This is a genomic window from Ornithinimicrobium ciconiae (assembly GCF_007197575.1).
GTDB lineage: Bacteria > Actinomycetota > Actinomycetes > Actinomycetales > Dermatophilaceae > Ornithinicoccus > Ornithinicoccus ciconiae.
The window spans coordinates 15,338-31,283 of record NZ_CP041616.1 but is presented as its reverse complement, the minus strand read 5'-3'; the positions used below and the strand labels follow the sequence as shown (position 1 = coordinate 31,283).

Sequence of the window (15,946 nt, the reverse complement as noted above, 5' to 3'; positions counted from 1 at the left end):
TGCCCGCCCTGGGTGGTGGTCTCGAGGGTGCCGACCTGGCTGGTGTGGTTGCATGAGTCCATGCGCCGGTTGGGGTTGGGGGTCGTGGCCGCGGCACTGCTGTGTGCCGGGTGCTCCGGAGGTGGGTCAGAGACTGTCGAGGTCACCACGACCGACCAGGAGGGCCGCCCGACGGTGGTCACCCAGGAGGTCACCGAGGCCCCTGAGCCCACGGCCGGGGTCGACGCTGCCCCCGCCACAGCGACCCTGGTGGACACGGTCCTCGATGTCCCCGGCGGCGGCCGCATCGCGTTCGACCTGCCCGACACCTGGACCGTGCAGGAGCTGCGCCTCGCCGAGCGCACGGCGGCGCCCGACCCGCAGGCCCAGCCGCCGCAGCAGTGGTGCCTGGTCCCGCCGGAGGAACTGCCGGCGATCGACGGGTGTGCAGGCGTGCTCATCGCGGCCGGGCCGGACTGGTTGCCCGGTCATGCCGGCGCGGCCTACTCCGTGCGCCAGCAGGAGGGGTGGCGCTCAACCTCCGAGCCCCTGGCGTGCCCGTTCGGCGAGGACGGGCAGCCCGGCGATCTCGCAGCGGCCACCAGGACCCCGGACGACGCCACGGTGACCGCGGCGCCGACCACGCTGGACGACTCCGAGGTCGACCTGCTGGTGACGGCGGGTGACGGACTGCCGATGACCAGCACCGAGACCGAGGTGGACGGCCGCAGCGTCCGGTATGAGACGTGGCGGGTGACCTGCAGCCTGTCCGAGGGAGCGATCACGCCTCAGGTCTGGCACGACCTCGAGCTGGGGGTGTTGGTGCGCGACTACTTCGGGTCGCCCTACTCAGTTGCTCTCATCGCCTCCCTCCGGGACGCCTGATGAGCCTGCTCTCCACGCCCATCCGGGAGGCCTGATGGACCTGTCAGTGGTGCGCCGCAAGGCCGCCACCGCAGCCCTCGTGGCCTTCCGCAAGATGCCTGGGCCGCTGAAGCGCACGCTGGTGCGGGCGGGCACGCCGAGCTACACCGTCGGTGCGGTGTGCCTGATCCAGCACGGTGACGAGGTCCTCTTCCTGTGGCAACCGCACCGCCGCGGCTGGACGCTACCCGGCGGACTCCTGGGGTGGGGGGAGGATCCTGCGGACGCCGTGCGACGCGAGGTGCTCGAGGAGGTCGGGCTCACCATCGACCCCGGGCAGCCACTCGCTTTCGGGGTGCACGCGGCGACTCAGCAGATCGACGTCATCTATCGGGTGGCCGTCACCGACCGTCCCGACATCGCCCTCGCCACAGAGGCTCGGAAGGCCACCTGGTGGCGCTTGGCGGAGCTGGCCGAGACAGACCTCGACACCCGAAGGATTCTGGACCTGGTGCGTCGTGCGGGTGAGCCGCCCGCGACCGGGACCCTCACGCAGGAGGCACCATGACGAACCGTCGGGCAGGCTCGCCCTGCCGACCCGTAGGCCGGCCACGAGCGCGCGAGGCCGCGCGAGGTCTCGCGGTCGCGGCCAGCGCCGTCGCGGTGCTGCTCGCGGGATGCTCGGACGGCTCACCGAACAGCGAGCCCCCGGCAGTGACCGACGCCAGCACCGCGACGGGTGGAGGGCCGGCCGGTGGTGACGGCAGCAGCGGGACGGCAGGGTCTGGTCCCGGCGGCGACGCCGAGACCACGACCGAGGCTCCGCAGGCTCTCGAACTGCCACGCGGTGGCACGGAGATCTTTCCGGACTACCGCCTGTTTGGTTACTCGGGCCTGCCCGGCTCCCCTGGCATGGGGCGGTTGGGGATCGGTGACCTCGACGAGCGCGTCGAGGAGATCGAGGAGATCTCCTCAGACTGGGTCGGGGACCGTGAGCTGCTGCCGGTGCTTGAGCTCATCGCGACCGTCGTGCACCCGGTTCCCGGACCGGACGGGATGTTCCGCACCTACATCCCCGAGCCGGTCATCCAGGACCACCTCGATGCCGCCCGTCGACACGAGGGCATCCTGCTGCTCAACATCCAGCCGGGGCGGGCGGACTTCATCGATGAGGTCAAGCACTACGAGAAGTGGCTGGTCGAGCCGGACGTCGGCGTCGCTCTGGACCCTGAGTGGGCCGTTGGCGAGGGGCAGATTCCGGGTGAGGTCTATGGCCGCACCAGCGGTGCCGAGCTGGACGAGGTCGCTGAATATCTCGCCGGACTGGTGGCCGAGCACGAACTCCCCGAGAAGGTGATGGTCTATCACCAGGTGCACCCCGGCGTGGTCCGCGACGAACTGGACATGCGTCCTCACGAGGGCGTGGTCATGATCAAGTCGGTGGACGGCATCGGGTCACCGACGGACAAGGTCAAGACCTACGACCTGGTCAACGAGACCAAGCCTGACTTTGTGGTCGCCGGCTTCAAGCTCTTCTATGAGGAGGATGCGGTGATGGGGCCGCTGATGACCGGTGCCGAGGTGCTCGCCCTCGACCCGCAGCCGGAGTACATCCTCTGGGAGTAGCCGTCCTCAGACCCGGTGGTCGTCGCCTCAGAGGTACTGCCCGGTGCCGGTGGGTTCACCCGGGTGCCCCTACCCCGGGCTGCACGCCTGCAGCCGAAGCATTCTCCACCCACCGTCAGGCAGCTGCTCAAGATCGAAGCGCGCCACTACGCTGCCGGAACTTGTCTGGCGGCGCCAGACGCGGTCTGTCACCTCGACGTCAGTGCCTGCTGGCATGACCAGAGCATGCTCTGTGACGAAGGAGGTGATGGCATCCTGTGGACTGGTCGCGAAGGGGTCACCAGGGTCGTCGGCGACACTTTCGAGCCCGGACTCCGCCTCGACATCGAAGATGCTGTGCTCGCACCGTAGTCCGCTTTCGGCGGGTGCCTCGGCATTGTCCGGAGAGCTTGCTTGGCACGCTGCCACACAGAAGAGGCACCCGAAAAGTGCCATCGAGAGCCTAGTCATTGCATTCTCAGTGGTGTGAATGTCATGCGTTTCAAGGGTGCGCCATGAACGCCGCAAGCCCGTTGGCCAAGATCAGTGCGGCAGTGATCACGAGACCCGGTCGCCCGTTCATGGCAGGGATCCTGACACCGGCTGCCAGCGCCGTCAAGGGTCTATGTCTCAGAGGTACTGCCCGGTGCCAGTGGGCTCACCCTCGTCGGTCCCGGACGGACCGATCGGCTGGCCGGCCCCCTGACCCGGGCCGCCTGGGGTCTGGCCGCCGGGCAGCGCCAGACGCATGTGCTGGAGTTGCTGCTGGGCCGCCATCTGCTGAGCGACGATGGCGGTCTGTATGCCGTGGAACAGCCCCTCAAGCCACCCCACCAACTGGGCCTGCGCGATCCGCAGCTCCGCCTCGCTCGGGGAGTCGTCGGCCAGTGGCAGGGTGATGCGCTCCAGCTCCTCGACCAGTTCCGGTGCCAGTCCCTGCTCCAGCTCGCTGAGCGAGCGGCGGTGGATCTCGGCGAGTCGAGAGCGCCCCGCATCATCCAGAGGCGCCGACTTCACCTCCTCAAGCAGTTGCTTGATCATCGTCCCCAGACGCATCACCTTGGCAGGCTGCTCGACAAGGTCTGCCGGATTGCGCCGTGCCCCCCGCTCCTCGTCATCGCCCTGCGGTGGCTCGGCGACGCCCATGCCGTCCTGGGTCACCACGACCACGCGCTGACCCTCGGCGGGCCGCTCCTGGTCGGCCGGCTCCCGTGACTGCTCCTGCTCGGCAGCGTCTGCGGGTCGTCCCGGGTCGACTGTGTGTGACTGCTCGTTCATCAGTTGGTCCTCTCCACGTCGAGGAGCAGCTTGCCGATGTGGCTGCTGTCCTCCATGACTCGGTGCGCCTCGGCCGCCTGCTCGAGCGGGAAGCGCTGGTGGATCACCGGCTGCACCCGCCCCTGCTCCACCAACGGCCACACGTGCTCGCGCACGGCAGCGACGATCGTTGCCTTCTCGTCCGCCGGGCGAGCCCGGAGCGTGGTGGCGATGACCGCCGCGCGCTTACTGAGCAGCGTGCCCAGATTGAGCTCGGCCTTGCGGCCTCCCTGCAGACCGATGACGACCAGACGTCCACCGACAGCCAGCGCCTCCACATTGCGGGCCAGATACTGTGCGCCCACCACGTCGAGGATGACGTCGGCACCGGCTCCGTCGGTCGCGTCCTTCAGCTCCTCCACGAAGTCCTGCTCGCGGTAGTTGATGAGGATGTCGACCCCGAAGCCGGCACAGGCCTCGAGCTTGGCGGCGGAGCCGGCCGTCACGGCCACGCGGGCACCGACCTCGCGGGCCAGCTGGATCGCCATCGTGCCGATGCCGCTGGACCCGCCATGGACCAGGATGACCTGGCCCGGCTGCAGGTTGGCGGTGAGGAAGACGTTGCTCCACACGGTGCTGGTCACCTCCGGCAGGGCGGCGGCGTCCCGGAGGTCCACGCCCTGGGGCACCGGCAGCACCTGACCGGCGGGGACGGTGACCTGCTCGGCGTACCCCCCTCCGGAGAGCAGGGCGCAGACCTCGTCGCCGACGCGCCAGGTCTCCACACCCTCGCCCAGGGCCGCGACGCGGCCGCTGACCTCCAGTCCCGGCAGTGCGGACTCGCCCTCGGGCTGTGGATAGAAGCCCTTGCGCTGCATGATGTCGGCACGGTTCACCCCGGCCGCCACCACATCGATGAGCACCTCGCCCGGCTTTGCCACCGGGGCCTCGACGTCGGCCGGGACGAGAGCGTCGGTCTCACCCGGCTCCGGGATCGTGATCGCGCGCATGCCCCCGACTCTAGGCGGCATCGCCGACGGCCCGCAGGACGGCAGCCACCGAGGCGTCCACGTCGGCGGTGGTCGTGAGGTGGTTGGAGACCGCGATCCGCATCAGCCGCCGGCCGCGCCAGGTCGTCCCACCCATCCAGCAGGTGCCGTCCTGCTGGACCCGGGCGATCACCGCGTCGGTCGTGGCATCCGCCTCGGCTCCGGACCCGCCGAAGCCGACCAGCACCTGGTTGAGCACGACGTCGTTGACGATGTCCAGCCCGGCAGCCTCGAGCCGGTCCGCGAAGCGCTGGGCGTGGCGGCAACAGGTGTCCACCAGGTCGGCCACACCCTGACGCCCGAGCTCTTGCAGACCCGCCCACACGGCGAACCCCCGAGCCCGCCGCGACGACTCGGCCGTGAAGTCCGCCGCCCCGGGAGCAGCGCCGGACCTGGTGAGATATGACGCGGTGTAGGACATCGCGGCGGTCTGCACCTCGGGGCGGGAGCAGAAGGCGAAGCCGGAGTCGTAGGGGATGTTGAGCCACTTGTGGCCGTCGCACCCCCAGGAGTCCGCCAGCTCGACGCCGTCGATCAGGTGCCGCAGGGAGGGACTGGCGCCAGCCCAGAGGCCGAAGGCGCCGTCGACGTGCACCCAAGCCGCGTGCTCGTGGGCGAGCTCGGTCGCCGCCCGCAACGGGTCCACAGCGCCGGTGTTGACGTTGCCGGCCTGCAGGCAGACGACGGTGGGATGGTCCCGGTCCGCGGGGGCGCTGCGCAGCACCCGGGCCAGGTCGGCGACGTCCATCGCGCCTTGGCCGTCGACGCCGACCTCCTCGAGGGAGTCGGTGCCCAGGCCCAGCAGTCGCAGCGACCGGTCGATGGTGGCGTGCCGCTCCATCCCGGCGATGATCCGCATCCGGGGCGCGCCCCAGAGGCCCTTGGCCTCCTGGTCCCACCCGGCCTCCCGCAGCAGGTGGTGCCGGGCCGAGGCCAGCCCAACGGTGTTGGCTCCCTGCGCTCCGGTGACGAACCCGACCCCGGCGCCGGACGGCATACCGAGCAGCTCCTTGAGCCAGCCGCCCGCGGCCTGCTCGGCCGCAGCGGCAGCCGGGGACAGGCTCCCGTTGAACGCGCACTGGTCCCACCCGACGGCCAGCATGTCCGCCGCGGAGGCCGCGGGCAGCGCCCCGCCGATGACGAAGCCGAAGTAGCGCGGTCCGGGAGTGGACATCAGGCCGGGGTTCGCGGCGTCGATGAGCTGCTCGACCACCTCGGCCGGGTCCCGCGGGGCGTGCGGCAGGGTCACGTCGAGCCGGCGCAGCGAATCCGCCTGGTCCGCCGGTGCCTGCACGGGACGGGTCTCTAGCGCGGTGCGGAACCGGGCGGCCTCCTGAGCGGCTGTCGTGAACAGGGCAGTGAGGTCAGTCATGACGTGATGCTACGGCTGGCGGGGTGCGACGGGGCTGCCGCCCAGCCGCCGGGTGAGCTCGTCCGCACACCACCGGGTCGCATCGACCAGCGCCGCGCGCGCGGAGGCGTCCACCTCGTCCACGGGAAAGGTCACCGCGATCCCGGCCACCGGGTGACCGTTGTGGTCCAGCGCGGCTGAGGCGACCGAGGCCAGGCCGGAGGTGACTGAGTCCGTCTCGGCGGCGAAACCCTGGGCGCGGACGTCGACGAGCAGCCGCCGCAGCCTGCTCAGCGAGGTGGGGCCACTCCCGTGCCGCTGGACAAAAGCGTCCGCGGAGGGAAAGAGGGCACGGACCTGTGCCGGTGGCAGTGCTGCCAGAATCGCCAGCCCGCTGGCGGTCAGGGTCGCCGGCAGGCGGACGCCGACGTCGGTGACCAGGGAGGGGCGGCCGACCACCCGCTCCTCGATGACGTAGAGCACGTCGCGACCGTGCAGCACCACGAGGTGGGCGTTGTGCCCGGTGCGGTCTGCCAGCCGGGTCAGCAACGGCCGGGCCAGCCGCTGCATGGGCTCCTGCCGGGAGTAGGCCGACCCGAGCTCGAAGGCCGCGACCCCGAGGCCGTAGCGCCGCTCCTCGGGCAGGTGCACGACGAACCCCTGGGCTGCCATCGCGTCCAGCAGCCGGTAGGTCGTGGAGCGGGCCAGACCGAGCTCGCGCGCGATCGAGGCGGCCGGGAGGGGGCCAGCATGCCGGGCGAGGAGCTTGAGCACGGCCAGGGCGTGTCCGACAGAGGGTGCGGACGACACGGTCAGCGTGGTGTCGGGGGTCGGGTCACGGCGTCAGTATGCCGTGGCGCACACAGACGCGACACGTGCCGGACCGTGGTGCTCGCCCGGGCGACACCGGTGCCTGTGGATAGGCTGTGGATGCTGTGCGGTAACACGGTGGATAACGTCGCGAATCTGTGCAGAAACTGGCCCCTTCCAAGAAATCTTGAGTCAATTTCGGTGCATCTCTTGCGTTTCGCGCGTCGGGCGGCTAAAAATGTGTTCACGCCATCCCGCAAGGGAGGGCGGACGGACCGGAACACTGGATCCATCCGAGGGGCCCGCCCCTCGCGCCAGCTGAGGTGACACCGCTGGTGGGAACACAGAGACCGGCCTGTCGACGGGAGCGTCACCCTTGTCCCGTCACCCGAAGGGCCCTTCGGCACTCATACTGCCGAAGGGCCCTTCATCTGTGTGGATGTCCGAACGTCCCGCTTATCCACAATGCCTGTGGATAAGCGGTGGACCATGGCTCTAAATCGGTGGACAAAGCCCGATATCTGTGTGTAAACTTGTGGACTCACGAATTCTTTGAAAAAGTTTCCCGATACCCCTTGCCTTCCTGGTGGAGGTGACGTAGAAATGTCCTACGCCACTCCGCAAGGGGCGGCGGGATCCACCGGAAAAGGTGATCCACACGACGGGTTCGCTCGTCGCGCCAGCACTGGTGACGGTGCCGGTGGGGTCACGGTCGCCGATTGGATCGACAGGAACGTCACCCTTGGACCTGTCACCCCGAAGGGCCCTTTGGCACTCATACTGCCGAAGGGCCCTTCACCTGTCTGCGCCCGGTGTCACCGTGGACCGATCACCGCCGACCGATCCGTCACACGGACCAATCACCGCCGACCGATCAGCGTCACCACCGACCGATGAGCGGGATGACGAGGGCCGCCACCAGGAGCAGGGCAAGGACCACCCGGGCGGGGGTGGACGTCCCGGTGCGGGTGCGGGGGCTCTTGCGGGCCTGCGGTCCCCGCGTGCCACGCAGCTCCCACGGCTCTTCTGGATCGACTGTCATCTGCCACCTTCCTCCCAACCAGTCTGCCTCACGTCTTCCGTGCTCAGGGCACCCCACCAACCGGGCACGTGGGTCAGGCGCATTCCGCGCGCCGCGTAGCGTGACCGCCATGGCTCTGGGGCGTGGTTTCGCGCGGTTGTGGGCGGGCAACGCGCTCGGCAACCTCAGCGACGGTCTGGCCTTCGTGGTGATCCCGCTGCTCGCGGTCGCCCTCACGACGGATCCGCTTCTGGTGGCGGGGCTGCCGGCGGCCTACTCGGCCGTGCGGCTGCTGACCGTGGTGCCGGTCGGCGTCCTGGTGGACCGGTGGGACCGTCGCGTGATCCTGTGGTCCACCAACCTGCTGCGCGGCGTGCTGCTGGTCGGGTTCGCTGCGGCGCTCTCGGTGGGCGTGGAGTCGATCACAGCGCTGTATGCCGTCTACGTCGCCCTCGGGGTTCTCGAGTCGGCAGCCGACAACGCCGCTCTGTCGGTCCTGCCATCGCTGGTGCCGGACGCCCAGCTGGACCGTGCCAACGGACGGATCTCGGCGGCGCAGCTGATCGCCGACGAGTTCGTCGGCCCGCCGCTGGGCGGGCTGCTGTTTGCGGTCACGATGGCGCTGCCGGTCTATGCGATGGGCGGGCTGCACCTCGGCGCCGCCGCGTTCTTCCTCGCGCTGCCGAGGTCGGGTGGAGTGAGGTTGGGCGGTGAGGAGCCCGCTGAAGGGGATGCCACTGCGGGACAGCAGGGTTCGCTCGTGGCGGAGGCCGTCGAGGGAGCGCGGTGGTTGCGCCGACACCGACTGCTCGGGGGTCTTACGGCCGTGGGCGCGGTGGCGAACCTGGCCTACATGGTGCCGTTCTCGGTACTGGTGCTGTGGGCACGTGAGGTCCTGGGGCTGGGCGCCACGGGGTATGGCGTGCTCCTGGCGGCGTCGGCGCTCGGCGGTCTGGTGGGCTCGTTCACGGCGGCACCGGTGCGCGAGCGGGTGGGCTATGGGCCCACGATCCTCGGGGCGCTGCTCCTGGGCAGCGCCACCATGGTGGGCCTGTGGCTGACGACCTCGCCGTGGTCGGCCGGACTGTTGCTCGCGGCATACATCCTGCATGCGGTCGTGTGGGGCATCTGTGTGGCGACGCTGCGACAACGGCTGGTGCCGGACCGCCTGCGCGGGCGGGTTAACGCCTCGGCCCGGCTGCTGGCGATGGTCGGGCTCACCGTCGGTGCGCTCCTGGGTGGGGTGATCGCCTCGGTGTGGAGCCTGGAGATCACGTTCCTGGTCAGCGGGGCGCTCTTCGCCGGCTGCGCCGCGGTGATCCCGTGGGTCTTCCGCGGTGCGGAACCGCCAGACGGCGCCAGCTAGCTCGGCCGGCGGTCGGAGAGCCTGACGGAGGTCGGTCTCTGTCTCACTAGTGGGACAGCATCGGTGTGTGGCGAGGTGCGGCGGGGCACGCGAAGCGGTGGAATGGCAGACATGAGCCGCATCGCTACGCCTGACGCGCCGTCGACCGTCACCATCCAGCCCGGAGCCCTCTCTCCGCAGGAGGTCGTCGCCGTCGCGCGGCACGGGGCCCGCGTGGAGCTCTCGCCGGAGGTGGTGGACGGCATCGCCGCCAGTCGCGCCGTGATCGAGGCACTGGCCGAGGACCCGGTCCCGCACTACGGCATCTCGACCGGCTTCGGCGCGCTGGCGACCAAGCACATCCCCGCCGAGATGCGGGCCCAGCTGCAGCGCAGCCTGGTCCGCAGCCACGCCGCCGGCTCCGGCCCCGAGGTCGAGCGTGAGGTGGTCCGCGCCACGATGCTGCTGCGGCTGTCGACGCTGGCCACGGGGCGCACCGGTGTCCGCGTCGAGACCGCGCAGGCCTATGCCGCGCTGCTCAATGCAGGCATCACGCCGGTCGTGCACGAGTTCGGCTCGCTCGGCTGCTCCGGTGACCTGGCGCCGCTGGCGCACTGTGCGCTCGCGGTCATGGGGGAGGGGCTGGTCCGGGACTCCGCCGGTGACGTGCGTGACGCCGGCGAGACCCTGGCTGCCGCCTGGATCGAGCCGGTCCAGCTCGCCGAGAAGGAGGGGCTGGCGCTGATCAACGGCACCGACGGGATGCTCGGTCAGCTCGTGCTCGCGCTCGCCGACCTCGACACCCTGTTGACCACCGCCGACATCGCGGCCGCGATGAGCGTGGAGGGCCAGCTCGGCACCGATGACGTCTTCGCCGCCGACCTGCAGGCGTTGCGTCCCCACCCTGGGCAGGCCCTGTCGGCCGAGAACCTGCGCAGGATGATGACGGACAGCGCGATCCGCGACAGCCACCGCGACCCTGACGCCTGCACCCGCGTGCAGGACGCCTACTCCCTGCGGTGCAGCCCCCAGGTGCACGGCGCCGCCCGCGACACGATGGCCCACTGCGCCACCGTCGCCGGCCACGAGCTCGCGGCGGCCGTCGACAACCCGGTGGTGACCCTGGACGGGCGGGTGGAGTCCAACGGCAACTTCCACGGGGCGCCGGTCGCCTACGTGCTGGACTTCCTGGCCATCGTCGCCGCCGACGTGGCCAGCATCTCCGAGCGGCGGACCGACCGCTTCCTCGACGTGGCCCGCAACAACGGGCTTAACCCGTTCCTGGCCGACGACCCGGGCGTGGACTCCGGGCACATGATCGCGCAATACACCCAGGCCGCGATCGTCTCCGAGCTCAAGCGGCTGGCCAACCCGGCCAGCGTCGACTCGATCCCCAGCTCGGCCATGCAGGAGGACCACGTGTCGATGGGCTGGTCCGGTGCCCGAAAGCTGCGCCGGGCCGTCGACGGGCTGACCCGGGTGATCGCCGTCGAGGTGCTCACCGCCGCCCGGGCCCTCGACCTGCGCGCGCCGCTGACCCCGGCCCCAGCGACGGCGGCTGTCGTGCAGCTGCTGCGCACCGGCCACGTGCCGGGCGAGGACGAGGGGATCGAGGGCACCGGCTATGACCCGGTCCCCGGCCCCGGCCCGGACCGCTTCCTGGCCCCCGAGATCGAGACCGTGGTCGACCTGGTCGCTGACGGCGCCGTCCGGCGCGCGGCCGAGTCGGTCACCGGCCCTCTGAACTGACCAAAAATATAAAGGTTTCGCACGCCCGACCCGCATTTTGAGAGAGGTTTTGCACGCCGCACCCGCATTTTTTGCAGCGGTCTCGCACACCCGATCAGCACCACCGGACCGATCCCGACAACCCGCCCGACGACATACTCACAGGAGAGCATCATGGAAGGCGCCCGACCTGTCCGCGCAGCACGCGGCACCACCCTGACCGCCCGCAGCTGGGCCACCGAGGCCCCCCTGCGGATGCTGATGAACAACCTCGACCCCGAGGTCGCCGAGCGCCCCGACGACCTGGTCGTCTATGGCGGCACCGGCCGCGCCGCGCGTGACTGGAAGAGCTTCGACGCGATGGTCCGCACGCTGACCACGCTGCGCGAGGACGAGACCATGCTGGTCCAGTCCGGTCGGCCCGTCGGGGTCTTCCAGACCCACGAGTGGGCCCCGCGGGTGCTGATCGCCAACTCCAACCTGGTGCCGGACTGGGCGAACTGGCCGGAGTTCCGGCGCCTCGAACACCTCGGGCTGACCATGTATGGCCAGATGACCGCCGGCTCCTGGATCTACATCGGCACGCAGGGGATCCTGCAGGGGACCTATGAGACCTTCGCGGCGATCGCGGCCAAGAAGTTCAACGACACCCTGGCCGGCACGCTGACCCTGACCGGCGGGTGCGGCGGCATGGGCGGGGCGCAGCCGCTGGCCGTCACCCTCAACGGTGGCGTCTGCCTCATCGTGGACGTCGACGAGGCGCGGCTGCGCCGACGGGTCAAGAGCCACTACCTCGACGAGGTCGCCGACTCCCTGGACGCCGGTGTCGAGCGGGCTCTAGCAGCGAAGCAAGCTCGCGAGGCGGTCTCGATCGGTGTCGTCGGCAACGCGGCCGAGGTCTTCCCCGAGCTGCTGCGCCGCGGCGTCGCGATCGACATCGTGACCGACCAGACCTCGGCGCACGACCCGCTGTCCTACCTGCCCGAGGGCGTCGGACTCGAGGACTGGGCCGAGTATGCCGAGAAGAAGCCTGAGGAGTTCACCGACCGTGCGCAGGCCTCGATGGCCAAGCACGTCGAGGCGATGGTCGGCTTTATGGACGCCGGTGCCGAGGTCTTCGACTACGGCAACAGCATCCGAGACGAGGCCCGCAAGGGCGGCTTCGACCGGGCCTTCGACTTCCCAGGGTTCGTCCCGGCATACATCCGTCCGTTGTTCTGTGAGGGCAAGGGCCCGTTCCGCTGGGCCGCGCTGTCGGGGGAGGAGAAGGACATCTATGCCACGGACAAGGCCGTGATGGACCTGTTCCCGGACAACGACCACCTGCAGAAGTGGCTGCGCGGCGCCCGCGAGAAGGTCGCCTTCGAGGGACTGCCGGCACGGATCTGCTGGCTGGGATATGGCGAGCGCGACAAGGCCGGGCTGAAGTTCAACGACATGGTCGCCCGCGGCGAGGTGGAGGCGCCGATCGTGATCGGTCGCGACCACCTCGACGCGGGGTCGGTCGCCAGTCCTTACCGCGAGACGGAGAGTATGGCGGACGGCTCGGACGCCATCGCCGACTGGCCGTTGCTCAACGCTCTGATCAACACGTCTTCAGGTGCGTCATGGGTGTCGCTGCACCACGGTGGTGGGGTGGGCATCGGTCGCTCGATGCACGCCGGTCAGGTGTCGCTGGCCGACGGGACCGAGCTGGCCGCTCAGAAGCTGCAGCGCGTGCTGACCAACGACCCCGGCATGGGCGTGATCCGCCACGTCGACGCCGGCTATGACCGGGCCGACGAGGTCGCCGCCGAGCGTGGCGTGCGGGTGCCGATGCGCGAGGAGTGAGCCGGCCCAGCCAGGAGAGCGTGTGGACAACTCCCGAGGCGGTGTGCCGTTCCGTGTCACGGTGGACGGCATGAATCGGGAGGGGCACCATGGAGACTATGAGCATCAGCGAGGTGGGGATCTACACGGTCGAGGACCTCTATGCCTATCGGGAGCAGCGGGACGACATGACCGTCCAGCTCATCGAGGGTGAGCTGATCGTGTCGCCGAGTCCTGGCGTGGCCCATCAGGTGGTGAGTGGCGAACTCTTTGCCGTGTTGCGATCCGCTGTCCCATCGCATCTTCGAGTGCTTGCGGCTCCGCTCGACCTGCGAGCAGGGGAACGCACGGTCGTGCAACCAGATCTCATGGTCGTGCCCCGTTCTCTGGTCGAGGGATCAGAGGTGACGGATGCCCCGGTCCTCGCGGTGGAGATCCTGTCGCCGTCGAGCCGCGGCACCGACCTCGTCCGTAAGCCTGAGGTGCTGGGACGGTTCGGGGTCGAGCACTACTGGGTCGTGGATCCGCTGCACCCGGCCATCAGGGCGTTCCGACTGGTGGACGGGACCTACGAGTCGGGTCAGATCGTGGCCGGGGACGACCTGTTCGAGACCGAGCAGCCCTTCCCGGTGAACTTCCGGCCTGGTGACCTGGCGCGCTAATCCCTGTTGCGTTGTCCGGGAGGGTGAGCTCCTCGGCTGTGAGGCAGCCGACCGGTCAGTGAGGGCTAGCGTGCCCGTGAGAGCCTGCGCGGTGCAGGATGTGCGGATGAGCCTCACCGCCGTCTATCAACGACTGGTCCGTGCCGAGCGCGACGACCAGTCACGTGAGGACCAGCAGGCGACGGCCTACAACGGCACCCGCCAGCTCGTCGCGAACGCGCTGCAGGCCACCGGTGACCAGGTGGTCAACGCCAAGACGGTGCTGCCGTGGCTGTTCACCGCGCTGGGCGTGCCCTCCGGCCTGATCGCCCTGCTCGTGCCGATCCGTGAGTCCGGGTCGATGCTGCCGCAGGCGGCCCTGGCACCGTGGGTGGAGCGCACCCGCCGCCGGCGCTATCTGTGGGTGCTCGGTGCCGCCGGCCAGGCCCTGGGTGCGGGCACGATGGCGTTTGCCGCCGCCGCGCTGGAAGGCGTGGCGGCCGGCGTCGTAGTGCTGCTCGCCCTGACACTCTTCTCGTTGTCGCGGGCGTTGTGCTCGTTGGCCGGCAAGGACGTCCTGGGCCGTACCGTGCCCAAGGGTGAGCGCGGCCAGATCAACGGCCTGTCGACCGTCCTCTCCGGTGCGGTGGCGGTCACCCTTGGTCTCGGCATTCGGCTGCTGGGCGGGGACAGCTCGAACCCGATCGTGCTCGCCATCTTCCTCGCGGTCGCCGCGGGGCTGTGGGTCCTGGCCCTCATCGTGTTCGCCGGCATCCGCGAGCCTGACCTGGAGCCGGCCACCGCTGAGGAGACGGAGGGTTGGGCCGGCCAGTCGGTCCGACTGTTTCGCGACGACGCGGTCTTCCGCCGGTTCGTGCTCGCCCGCGGACTGCTGCTGGTCTCCGCGCTGGCCCCGCCGTTTGTGGTGGCCATCGCGGCGCAGGCTGGTGGCGGTGGACTCTCCGGGCTCGGGCCGTTCGTTATCGCTCAGGGCCTGGCCAGCCTGATCGGCGGTCGGATCTTCGGGCGTCTGGCCGACCGGTCCTCCAAGAACCTGATGACCTGGGGCGCGGCCGCAGCCTCCGCGCTGATCGCGGCCTTCCTCCTCCTGATGCTGATGCCGGCCGTGCGGGACTCCTGGTGGATCTATCCGGTGACCTATCTGCTGCTTGCCCTGATCCACACCGGGGTCCGCGTGGCCCGCAAGACCTACGTCGTCGACATGGCCGAGGGGGACCAGCGCACCGAGTATGTCGCCGTCTCCAACACCGCGATGGGCGTGATGCTCCTCGTGGCCGGCGCCATGTCGGGAGGCCTGGCGCTCCTGGGTGAGGAGGTCGCGCTGGTCTTCCTCGGCATACTCGGCCTGGCCGGTGTGGTGGTCAGCCGCACCCTGCCCGACGTCAGCAAGGGCTGACCTCGCGCGGCGACCGATTTGACATCACCCCCCGGTGGTCGACCAGTGTGGAGGTGTCCGAGGCGCGTGCGCATTGCCCCGTGAGGTGGTCGTAAGCGTCGACGCCGACAGTCACTGTCGGCGACCGCACCGAAGACAAGGATCCACACATGCTGACTGTTTCCGAGAACGCCCAGGCCGTCGTCAAGGGACTGACCGAGGCCGAGGAACTGCCCGACACGGCCGGTGTCCGGCTGGCCGTCGGACCCGACCAGTCCAGGGTGGAGGTGAGTGTTGTCCGCGAGCCGCAGGCCACCGACGTGGCCGTCGAGGCGGGGGACGGCAACGTCTATCTCGCCGAGGACGCGGCGACGCTCCTGGAGAGCCAGACCCTGGATGCCGCGCAGACGCAGGAGGGCGTCGGCTTCACGCTGACCCCGCAGGCCTGACCCGAGCACCGCAGCGCCCGTCCCGAGGCTGGGACGGGCGCTGTCGTATGGCGTCCGCTTCCTTCCCAGGATCCCTCACCCTGCGAGGTCGTAAGTTGGGAGCATGAGCGAACAGAGCGCGATCGCCGCCGTCGAGGCGGCCGGCATCGAGTACGAGGTCACCCGCCACGGGCGGGTCAACAGCCTCGAGGAGGCCGCGGCGGCCCGCGGGATCACGCCGCAGGACCTCATCAAGACCCTGGTCGTGCGGCGGGCCGAGGATGACTACCTGTTCGTCCTGATCCCTGGCGGCCGGGAGATCTCCTGGCCGAAGCTGCGGGCACTGCTCCGGGTCAACCGGCTGTCCATGCCGGACGCGGTGACGGCGCGGGAGGCGACCGGCTATGACCGGGGCACCATCACGCCGTTCGGCTCGACGACGGCCTGGCCGGTCATCGCCGACACTCTGGTGGCCGAGCCGGACCGGCCCATCTCGATCGGCTGTGGTGCCCACGGGGTGGGGCTGACGGTGTCGGCCGGGTCCGCGCTGGAGGCACTTGGGGCGCAGGTGGCTGACGTCTCGGTGGAGGCCTAGCGACCCCGGGGACTTGATCCCGTGCCGGGTATCCGGCACTGTGGACAGGTTGTCTGATCGCTGACGCC

Annotated in this window: 15 protein-coding genes; 10 read left to right on the top strand and 5 right to left on the bottom strand. The window is 70.0% G+C overall.

The window, feature by feature from the left end; translation table 11 throughout:
• Positions 1–27 precede the first annotated feature (27 nt).
• From FNH13_RS00130 to FNH13_RS00120, 3 genes are read left to right on the top strand one after another with little or no spacing between them, the layout of a single operon-like run.
• Entirely contained in the window at positions 28–864 is an 837-nt protein-coding gene (locus tag FNH13_RS00130) for a hypothetical protein (RefSeq protein ID WP_143781576.1), read from the top strand.
• A gap of 34 nt (positions 865–898) precedes the next feature.
• Entirely contained in the window at positions 899–1,411 is a 513-nt protein-coding gene (locus FNH13_RS00125; protein WP_143781575.1) for an NUDIX hydrolase, read from the top strand.
• A complete protein-coding gene (locus tag FNH13_RS00120; protein WP_202878834.1) occupies positions 1,408–2,469 on the top strand; it encodes a hypothetical protein in 1,062 nt (353 codons plus the stop codon). The genes FNH13_RS00125 and FNH13_RS00120 overlap by 4 nt, the downstream gene beginning before the upstream one ends.
• A gap of 609 nt (positions 2,470–3,078) precedes the next feature.
• On the opposite strand, the gene FNH13_RS00115 is transcribed toward FNH13_RS00120, so the two are convergent.
• From FNH13_RS00115 to FNH13_RS18875, 5 genes are all read right to left on the bottom strand, one after another.
• Positions 3,079–3,726: a bacterial proteasome activator family protein gene (locus tag FNH13_RS00115; RefSeq protein ID WP_143781574.1), complete on the bottom strand. Its 648-nt coding sequence runs from the start codon at positions 3,724–3,726 to the stop codon at positions 3,079–3,081.
• Positions 3,726–4,715, bottom strand: a complete 990-nt coding sequence (locus tag FNH13_RS00110; protein WP_143781573.1) for an NAD(P)H-quinone oxidoreductase — start codon at positions 4,713–4,715, stop codon at positions 3,726–3,728. The genes FNH13_RS00115 and FNH13_RS00110 overlap by 1 nt, the downstream gene beginning before the upstream one ends.
• A 10-nt stretch (positions 4,716–4,725) precedes the next feature.
• Entirely contained in the window at positions 4,726–6,126 is a 1,401-nt protein-coding gene (locus tag FNH13_RS00105) for a pyridoxal phosphate-dependent decarboxylase family protein (protein WP_143781572.1), read from the bottom strand.
• Between the two features lie 9 nt (positions 6,127–6,135).
• The gene (locus FNH13_RS00100) at positions 6,136–6,915 is read right to left on the bottom strand and encodes an IclR family transcriptional regulator (RefSeq protein WP_143781571.1); all 780 of its coding nucleotides are present in this window, start codon (positions 6,913–6,915) and stop codon (positions 6,136–6,138) included.
• 880 nt (positions 6,916–7,795) lie between these two features.
• On the bottom strand, positions 7,796–7,957 hold the full coding sequence (locus FNH13_RS18875; protein ID WP_165699946.1) for a hypothetical protein: 162 nt from the start codon (positions 7,955–7,957) through the stop codon (positions 7,796–7,798).
• Between the two features lie 109 nt (positions 7,958–8,066).
• Between FNH13_RS18875 and FNH13_RS00095 the strand changes: the two genes are divergently transcribed.
• From FNH13_RS00095 to FNH13_RS00065, 7 genes are all read left to right on the top strand, one after another.
• Entirely contained in the window at positions 8,067–9,302 is a 1,236-nt protein-coding gene (locus FNH13_RS00095) for an MFS transporter (protein ID WP_143781570.1), read from the top strand.
• 111 nt (positions 9,303–9,413) lie between these two features.
• Positions 9,414–11,030, top strand: coding sequence for a histidine ammonia-lyase (gene hutH, locus FNH13_RS00090; RefSeq protein WP_143781569.1), 1,617 nt, complete (start codon positions 9,414–9,416; stop codon positions 11,028–11,030).
• Between the two features lie 153 nt (positions 11,031–11,183).
• Positions 11,184–12,839 carry a urocanate hydratase gene (gene hutU / locus FNH13_RS00085; RefSeq protein WP_143781568.1) on the top strand — a complete coding sequence of 552 codons (1,656 nt, stop codon included), beginning with the start codon at positions 11,184–11,186 and terminating at the stop codon, positions 12,837–12,839.
• Positions 12,840–12,937: 98 nt separating this feature from the next.
• Positions 12,938–13,480 carry a Uma2 family endonuclease gene (locus FNH13_RS00080; protein ID WP_165699945.1) on the top strand — a complete coding sequence of 181 codons (543 nt, stop codon included), beginning with the start codon at positions 12,938–12,940 and terminating at the stop codon, positions 13,478–13,480.
• 106 nt (positions 13,481–13,586) lie between these two features.
• Positions 13,587–14,876, top strand: coding sequence for an MFS transporter (locus FNH13_RS00075; RefSeq protein ID WP_143781566.1), 1,290 nt, complete (start codon positions 13,587–13,589; stop codon positions 14,874–14,876).
• A gap of 149 nt (positions 14,877–15,025) precedes the next feature.
• On the top strand, positions 15,026–15,304 hold the full coding sequence (locus FNH13_RS00070) for a Fe-S cluster assembly protein HesB (RefSeq protein WP_143781565.1): 279 nt from the start codon (positions 15,026–15,028) through the stop codon (positions 15,302–15,304).
• A 103-nt stretch (positions 15,305–15,407) separates the two neighbouring features.
• Entirely contained in the window at positions 15,408–15,878 is a 471-nt protein-coding gene (locus tag FNH13_RS00065; protein ID WP_143781564.1) for an aminoacyl-tRNA deacylase, read from the top strand.
• The last annotated feature ends 68 nt before the right edge of the window (positions 15,879–15,946 follow it).

Coding starts and splice junctions, on each gene's coding strand:
- hutH (WP_143781569.1), top strand. CDS start 9,414: ATGAGCCGCATCGCTACGCCTGACGCGCCGTCGACCGTCACCATCCAG.
- FNH13_RS00120 (WP_202878834.1), top strand. CDS start 1,408: ATGACGAACCGTCGGGCAGGCTCGCCCTGCCGACCCGTAGGCCGGCCA.
- hutU (WP_143781568.1), top strand. CDS start 11,184: ATGGAAGGCGCCCGACCTGTCCGCGCAGCACGCGGCACCACCCTGACC.
- FNH13_RS00110 (WP_143781573.1), bottom strand. CDS start 4,715: ATGCGCGCGATCACGATCCCGGAGCCGGGTGAGACCGACGCTCTCGTC.
- FNH13_RS00095 (WP_143781570.1), top strand. CDS start 8,067: ATGGCTCTGGGGCGTGGTTTCGCGCGGTTGTGGGCGGGCAACGCGCTC.
- FNH13_RS00070 (WP_143781565.1), top strand. CDS start 15,026: ATGCTGACTGTTTCCGAGAACGCCCAGGCCGTCGTCAAGGGACTGACC.
- FNH13_RS00080 (WP_165699945.1), top strand. CDS start 12,938: ATGAGCATCAGCGAGGTGGGGATCTACACGGTCGAGGACCTCTATGCC.
- FNH13_RS00115 (WP_143781574.1), bottom strand. CDS start 3,726: ATGAACGAGCAGTCACACACAGTCGACCCGGGACGACCCGCAGACGCT.
- FNH13_RS18875 (WP_165699946.1), bottom strand. CDS start 7,957: ATGACAGTCGATCCAGAAGAGCCGTGGGAGCTGCGTGGCACGCGGGGA.
- FNH13_RS00075 (WP_143781566.1), top strand. CDS start 13,587: ATGAGCCTCACCGCCGTCTATCAACGACTGGTCCGTGCCGAGCGCGAC.
- FNH13_RS00065 (WP_143781564.1), top strand. CDS start 15,408: ATGAGCGAACAGAGCGCGATCGCCGCCGTCGAGGCGGCCGGCATCGAG.
- FNH13_RS00105 (WP_143781572.1), bottom strand. CDS start 6,126: ATGACTGACCTCACTGCCCTGTTCACGACAGCCGCTCAGGAGGCCGCC.
- FNH13_RS00125 (WP_143781575.1), top strand. CDS start 899: ATGGACCTGTCAGTGGTGCGCCGCAAGGCCGCCACCGCAGCCCTCGTG.